The sequence below is a fragment of the Streptomyces sp. NPDC086777 genome (assembly GCF_040702065.1).
Lineage (GTDB): Bacteria > Actinomycetota > Actinomycetes > Streptomycetales > Streptomycetaceae > Streptomyces.
Window position 1 is genome coordinate 38,662 of the sequence record NZ_JBFBJI010000060.1, and the last position, 2,126, is coordinate 40,787.

The 2,126-nt window shown below is 74.2% G+C and carries 1 protein-coding gene; it reads right to left on the reverse strand.

Annotated elements, in window-relative coordinates; translation table 11 throughout:
* Positions 1–86: 86 nt before the first annotated feature.
* A complete protein-coding gene (locus AB0472_RS43335; protein ID WP_366364936.1) occupies positions 87–1,697 on the reverse strand; it encodes an MFS transporter in 1,611 nt (536 codons plus the stop codon).
* Between the last annotated feature and the right edge of the window lie 429 nt (positions 1,698–2,126).

The following is a 2,126-nucleotide window of genomic DNA, read 5'->3' on the forward strand; positions in this document are numbered from 1 at the left end:
TGGACGCCATCGTCCTGAAGGCCCTGGTCAAGGACCCGAACTACCGGTACCAGTCGGCCGGCCGCTCTGCGCTGTGCGTCGGGGTGTCAGCTCGCGGCTCCGGCGGGGTGCGCCGCCGCCTCCGGTGCCGCCTGCGGGGCGCGCGCCGGGCGGATCCCGATGAGGGCCACGGCGATCACCGCGGCCCCCAGCATCCCGATGCCGCCGACGAGCGCGCAGGTGTGCAGGGCGTCGGTGAAGCTCGCGCCGTAGGCGGCCTGTGCCTGGCCGGTGCTCGCCGGGGTCTTCAGGTGCAGGAACGCGCCCGCCTGGATGCCGACGTCGGAGACCAGGCCGCTCACCTGGCCCTGGTCGGCGGGGCTCAGCCCGGACGAGGCGAGGTGGCCGGGCAGGGTGGCCAGGGTGCGGTGGGTGAGGACGACGCCGAAGACGGCGGGGCCGAGGGCGCTGCCGATCTGGCGGAGCGCGCTGTTGGCCGCGGCGGCGGTCCCGCCGAGCCGGTGCGGCAGGGCGTCCATGGCGATGGTGGTGATCGGCGCCATGGCGAGTGCGATGCCGATGCCGAGGACGCCGATGACCAGGGCGGCCTCGCCGGTGCCGGTGCCGGCCCGGAAGACGTTCATGAGCAGGGCGCCGATGCCGCCGACGACGAGCCCGGTGACCAGGAGCAGTCCGGGCGTGGCCCGGTTCATCAGCCGCCCGACCAGCGGGCCGAGCACCACCGTGAAGCCGTTGATGGCGATGAGGCGGATGCCGATGTCCAGCGTCGCGGCGTGGTGGACGAGCCCGAAGTACTCGCTCAGCGCGAAGACCAGGCCGACCTGGGCGAACAGGGTGACGGCCATGACGAGCGCCGCGCCGGAGAACGCCCGCGCCCTGAACAGGCGCATGTCCAGCATCGGGCAGGAGGAGCGGAGCTCCACGAGGACGAAGCCGGTCGCGGCGAGGGCCGCGGCCACGAAGGCGACGACGACCCGGGCCGAGGACCAGCCGGCGCTGCCGCCCTCGATGACGCCGTAGACCAGGCCGGTGACGGCGACGACGGCCAGCAGCTGGCCCGGGACGTCCAGGTGGCGTTCGCGGTCCGAACGGGAGTCGGTGAGGACGGCGGCACCGATCACGGCCGTGACCACGGCGAGGACCAGCGAGGGCAGGAAGATCCAGCGCCAGCTCGTGTGTGCCACGATCAGGCCGTTGACCACCGGGCCGAGGGTGAGCCCGAGGCCGAGGGCGGCCGTCCACAGGAGGGCTATCGCGCGGGCGCGGGCGCGGGGGTCCGGGATGACGTGGCCGATGAGGGCGAGCGTGGAAGGCAGGAGCGCGGCGGTGCCGACGCCGGTGAGGGCCTGGCCCACGCAGACCTGGACGACGCTGCCGGCGGTCAGGCAGACCAGGCAGCCGAGGCAGAACAGCGCGAGCCCGGCGAGGTAGGTCTTCTTCCGGCCGAACAGGTCGCCCACCATGCCGCAGGTCAGGAGCAGTGCCGCGGTCGGCAGGATGAAGGCGTCGGTGATCCACTGCAGGCCCTCGGTGGAGGCGTCGAGGGCCTGTTGCATGACCGGCAGCGCGACGGAGACGCCGACGACGGGCAGGTAGGAGACGAACACGCCGAGGCAGGCCAGCACGATGGTGGCCGTGATGTGCCGGGTGCCGGTGTCGGGCGGCGCGGACGACGGGGACGAGGCAGGAGAAGGCATGGCCACGGCGCACCTCGGGGCAGTGGAGTGACAGGGCGACGTGCGGGGGCGGCGCTGGGTGGCCTGTCGACTCCCGATCGACGGGTGCACCGCGGCTCTGCCGCCGGGCCGACAGCGGGAGCCGGGTCAGGGCGGTCCCGGCTGCCGTCCGCGCGGCGCCTGCGCGGCGGGTTCGGCCGGAATCTCCGTTGACGTGAGCCACTTCTGTCGGGGCAAGCGCTTCGGACCGTATACCGACGTGCCGCCCGCGGAGATGCCCTTGGACCTGCAACCTAAGGTGAACGGCGCCGACGCCTGCCCCGCCTCCCGCCGTCCGGACGGCACCGGGGTGCCGGTCCCGACGCACACGTGGGACGCGGCCACGGCGGGTGCGCCGTGGGCGCGGCCCCCCCCGGGGCGGGGGGTGTCAGGACAGGAGGGTCCAGTTGT